Raw genomic sequence first — 4,018 nt, 5'->3', positions numbered from 1 at the left:
GCCGCCGGCTCAAAGCCCGGATCGATCGCTGTCGCCAGCTCAGGCGGCAGGCGGCACCCGACATTCGCGCTCTGGCCGCTCGACGTTCATGATTCCTTGCGCCGGTTCCTGGTCGACGAGGACAACCGGCGGGTCTCTGCCTTCATCGACCGCCACGGCGTCGTCGAGGTGGAGTTTCCAATGCCGGCATCCGACGGGCATGCGATCGATCCCTTCTTCAACATCAACACGCCGGACGATCTTGCGATCGCCGAGCGACTGTTGCAGAGCATCGAGCAATGAACAGGCGCGTTTTTGGCATCACCGGCTGGAAGAATTCCGGCAAGACCACACTGACCGAGAAGCTGGTCGCCGAGCTGGCACGGCGCGGCTGGACGGTCTCGACCGTGAAGCACGCCCATCATGATTTCGACATCGACAAGCCTGGCGCGGACTCCTTCCGCCACCGCCAGGCCGGCGCCACCGAGGTCGCGGTCGTGTCCGGTCGGCGCTGGGCGCTGATGCACGAGTTGCGCAATGAGGAGGAGCCGACGCTGGAGGCGATCCTGGCGCGGCTGGCGCCGTCGGATATCGTGCTGGTCGAAGGCTACAAGCGCGAGGCGCACAAGAAGATCGAGACGCGGCGGCTCGACGCCAAGGACAGGACGCCGCTGTCGGCCAGCGATCCCAACATCGTCGCCATTGCCGCGGACTTCGCCGCCGAAGGCGGGAGCCTGCCGGTCTTCGATCTCGACGACGTTGCATCGATAGCGGACTTCGTCGAAGGCGTCTCGGGCCTGCGGCGCTGAGCGCGTCGGCGAAATAACTTTCAGCCGCCGCTAAACTTGTTCCCGGCCTCTAACCTAGCGTCATCTTCGGCCGCAACTGCCAAGCCTGCAGCCTACTGTTTTGCAGTTGCTTTTTTCGGGGAAAGAGTGGGAGTATCGCCACCAGCGGGCGGTCAACAGCACCGCTCACAGAGCCGCACGGAACAGCGGCCGGACAATATGAGAGGACTAACATGCGTATTGCACTGCGTATCGCGCTCGCCGCATCGGCCGCGCTGCTGACACTTGGCGTTGCCCAGGCTCAGGAAAAGACATTGCGGATCGGTACGGAGGGAGCCTATCCGCCCTTCAACAACCTGACCGCCGACGGCCAGCTCGTGGGCTTCGACGTCGACATCGCCAAGGCGCTCTGCGACGAGATGAAGGTGAAGTGCACCTTCGTCGCCCAGGATTGGGACGGCATCATCCCGGCGCTGCAGGCCGGCAAGTTCGACGCCATCATCGCCTCGATGTCGATCACGCCGGAACGCGCCGAGAAGGTCGACTTCACCCACAAATACTACAACACGCCGCCGGCGATCGTCGCGCCGAAGGACAGCGACATCAAAGGTGTGACCAAGGAAGACCTGGCCGGCAAGACGATCGGGGTGCAGGCTTCGACGACGCATTTCAACTATTCGACCAAGACCTACACCGACAGCACGGTGAAGCCCTATCCAACCGCGCAGGAATATCAGCTCGACCTCGCCAATGGCCGCCTCGACGCCGCCAATGACGACATCGTCGTGCTACAGCAGTGGCTGGATTCGCCCGACGGCGCTTGCTGCAAGCTGATCGGGGCGATCAAGCCGGTCGTCGAGATCCACGGTCCGGGCGCCGGCATTGCCGTACGCAAGGGCGAGACCGATCTGGTCAACCAGTTCAATGCCGCGATCGACGCCATCCGCGCCAACGGAAAATACAAGGAAATCAACGACAAGTACTTCAAGTTCGACGTCTACGGCGGCGATTCCTGATCCGCCGGGATTGACGACAGGGACGGCGGGGATGTTCCCGCCGTTCTCACGAGGATGCCGCGCATCAGGAGTGATGCACGGTCTTCAGGCAAGTGGGGACAGGCAGGCGGATGCAGCAGAGCGTATGGACGCTTCTCAGTTGGGGGCCTGATGGTTGGCTCGACGACATCGCCTCAGGTGCTGCTGTCACGGTTCTTCTGGCTCTCGCAACTCTTCCAATCGGTTTGACGATTGGCTTTTTCGTAGCGCTGGGAAAACAATCCGAGGAACCCTCGCTGCGCATCGCCGCCAACATCTACACGACGATCTTCCGTGGATTGCCCGAACTGGTAACACTGTTTCTGTTTTTTTTCGGCGGCCCGCTGATCCTGCAATATCTCATCAGACTGGTAAGACCCGAGGCGACCATCGACGTTAACGCCTTCGTCGCCGGCATGATCGTGCTTGCCATCATCTTTTCGGCTTATGCTAGCGAGGTATTCCTTTCAGCGTTCCGGGCCATCCCAAAGGGCCAATATGAGGGCGGCTATGCAGTTGGCCTTTCATACGGGCAAACGATGCGCAAAGTAATTTTGCCGCAATTGGTTCGCATCGCCTTTCCGGGCCTGGAGAATTGCTGGCTGAGCCTGCTCAAGGACACGTCGCTGGTGTCGGTGGTCGGTTTGGCTGAAACGCTCCGTCAGGCTGGCGTGGCCGCACGCGTCACCAAACACACATTCCTGTTCTTCAGTGTGGCCGCCGCGGTATTTCTTATCTTGGCGGTTATTTCATCCTTTGCCACCGGCGCCATACAGCGCTCGCTCGCCCAGCGGGACGCGCGGCGATGAGCGTTGCGGCCGACGCCAAAAACGTTGTGGAACGGCCGCCCCCGCGAGCACGCGGCTGGCCGCGTTCCCGAATTGTCGGCTACGTGCTGATAGGCGTCTGGGTTGCCGCTGGCGGCGGCATTGTCGCCTATCTGGCTTTCGCCTGGAACAGCGAACTCTTTGCCAAGTACGGCCCGAGCTACCTGCAAGGGCTCGGCGTCACGCTTTCGCTGGTTGGCATTTCGATTGTCCTTGGCGCCATACTGTCACTTCCAGTCGCCTATGCACGCATGTCGAAGAACCGGGTCTTGTCAGGTATTGCCTATTGTTACGTCTATTTCTTTCGCGGAACGCCGCTGCTCGTCCAGACTTTTCTGGTCTATTACGGGGTCGGCTCGTTCAAGCCGCAACTCGAAATGGTTGGGCTGTGGGGCTTCTTCCGTGAGGCGTTCAACTGCGGCGTCTTTGCCTTTGCCCTGAACACGGCTGCCTATCAGGCTGAAATCCTACGCGGCGCCATCGAAAGCGTGCCAAGGGGCCAATGGGAGGGTGCCGCTTCGCTCGGCCTGCACAAATTGCAGACGTTGTGGAAGATCATCCTGCCGCAAGCATTGGTCGTCGCGCTGCGGCCGTATGGCAACGAGCTTATCCTGATGATCAAAGCGTCCGCGATCGTCGCCATTATCACCGTGTACGACCTGATGGGCATGGCAAAACTTACCTACGCGCGCACCTTCGATATCCAGGCCTATATCTGGGTCGCCGTCGTGTATCTGGTGATTGTCGAGGTGCTGCGCCACGCGATCGAATGGATCGAACGTCGGATCACCATTCACCTCAAGCGCTGATCGAAACCGCCTTTCTGCACCAGTCGATCCAGCGCTCCGCGCCTTGACGAATTCACCGCATGGCCTAGAGCTTGCGCCAGCAAAATCTGGTTCCCGTTTTGGAAGGCAAGCTCATGGCATCGGTGGCATTTCTCGGTCTTGGCGTCATGGGCTATCCGATGGCCGGGCACCTCAGGAACAAGGGTGGCCACGACGTCACCGTCTACAACCGCACCACGGCCAAGGCCGAGCAATGGGTCGGCCAGCACGGCGGAAAGCTGGCGCTGACGCCGGCCGAAGCGGCCGACGGCAAGGATTTTGTCTTCTCCTGCGTCGGCAATGACGACGACCTGCGCTCGGTGACGACCGGTGCCAAGGGCGCCTTCGCCTCGATGAAGAAGGGCTCCGTCTTCATCGACAACACCACCGCATCGGCCGAGGTCGCGCGCGAGCTGGATGAAGCCGCCCGAAGGGGCGGCTTCTCCTTCCTCGACGCGCCGGTCTCCGGCGGCCAGGCCGGCGCCGAGAACGGCGTGCTCACCGTCATGGTGGGCGGCGAGCAGGCAGCTTTCGACAAGGCGAAACCCGTCATCGAGGCTTTC

The 4,018-nt window shown here is 61.3% G+C and carries 5 protein-coding genes and 1 pseudogene; all 6 read left to right on the top strand.

From position 1 onward, the window contains the following. Positions 1-282, top strand: a pseudogene (locus EN738_RS31835) (molybdenum cofactor guanylyltransferase MobA); the annotation flags it as partial. After that, positions 279-788, top strand: coding sequence for a molybdopterin-guanine dinucleotide biosynthesis protein B (gene mobB / locus EN738_RS31830; RefSeq protein ID WP_127287050.1), 510 nt, complete (start codon positions 279-281; stop codon positions 786-788). The pseudogene EN738_RS31835 and the gene mobB, both read left to right, overlap by 4 nt. Positions 789-1,000: 212 nt before the next feature. Further along, a complete protein-coding gene (locus EN738_RS31825; RefSeq protein ID WP_127287049.1) occupies positions 1,001-1,783 on the top strand; it encodes an ABC transporter substrate-binding protein in 783 nt (260 codons plus the stop codon). A 110-nt stretch (positions 1,784-1,893) separates the two neighbouring features. Further along, positions 1,894-2,610: an ABC transporter permease gene (locus tag EN738_RS31820; RefSeq protein WP_127287048.1), complete on the top strand. Its 717-nt coding sequence runs from the start codon at positions 1,894-1,896 to the stop codon at positions 2,608-2,610. Beyond that, on the top strand, positions 2,607-3,437 hold the full coding sequence (locus tag EN738_RS31815; protein ID WP_127287047.1) for an ABC transporter permease: 831 nt from the start codon (positions 2,607-2,609) through the stop codon (positions 3,435-3,437). The genes EN738_RS31820 and EN738_RS31815 overlap by 4 nt, the downstream gene beginning before the upstream one ends. 113 nt (positions 3,438-3,550) lie before the next feature. Then, on the top strand, positions 3,551-4,018 hold a 468-nt coding region (locus EN738_RS31810; protein WP_145966992.1), incomplete at its 3' end, for an NAD(P)-dependent oxidoreductase.

The organism is Mesorhizobium sp. M4B.F.Ca.ET.017.02.2.1, assembly GCF_003998955.1.
GTDB lineage: Bacteria > Pseudomonadota > Alphaproteobacteria > Rhizobiales > Rhizobiaceae > Mesorhizobium > Mesorhizobium abyssinicae.
This window is presented reverse-complemented; position numbering and strand designations above follow the sequence as displayed.

Coding starts and splice junctions, on each gene's coding strand:
- mobB (WP_127287050.1), top strand. CDS start 279: ATGAACAGGCGCGTTTTTGGCATCACCGGCTGGAAGAATTCCGGCAAG.
- EN738_RS31825 (WP_127287049.1), top strand. CDS start 1,001: ATGCGTATTGCACTGCGTATCGCGCTCGCCGCATCGGCCGCGCTGCTG.
- EN738_RS31820 (WP_127287048.1), top strand. CDS start 1,894: ATGCAGCAGAGCGTATGGACGCTTCTCAGTTGGGGGCCTGATGGTTGG.
- EN738_RS31815 (WP_127287047.1), top strand. CDS start 2,607: ATGAGCGTTGCGGCCGACGCCAAAAACGTTGTGGAACGGCCGCCCCCG.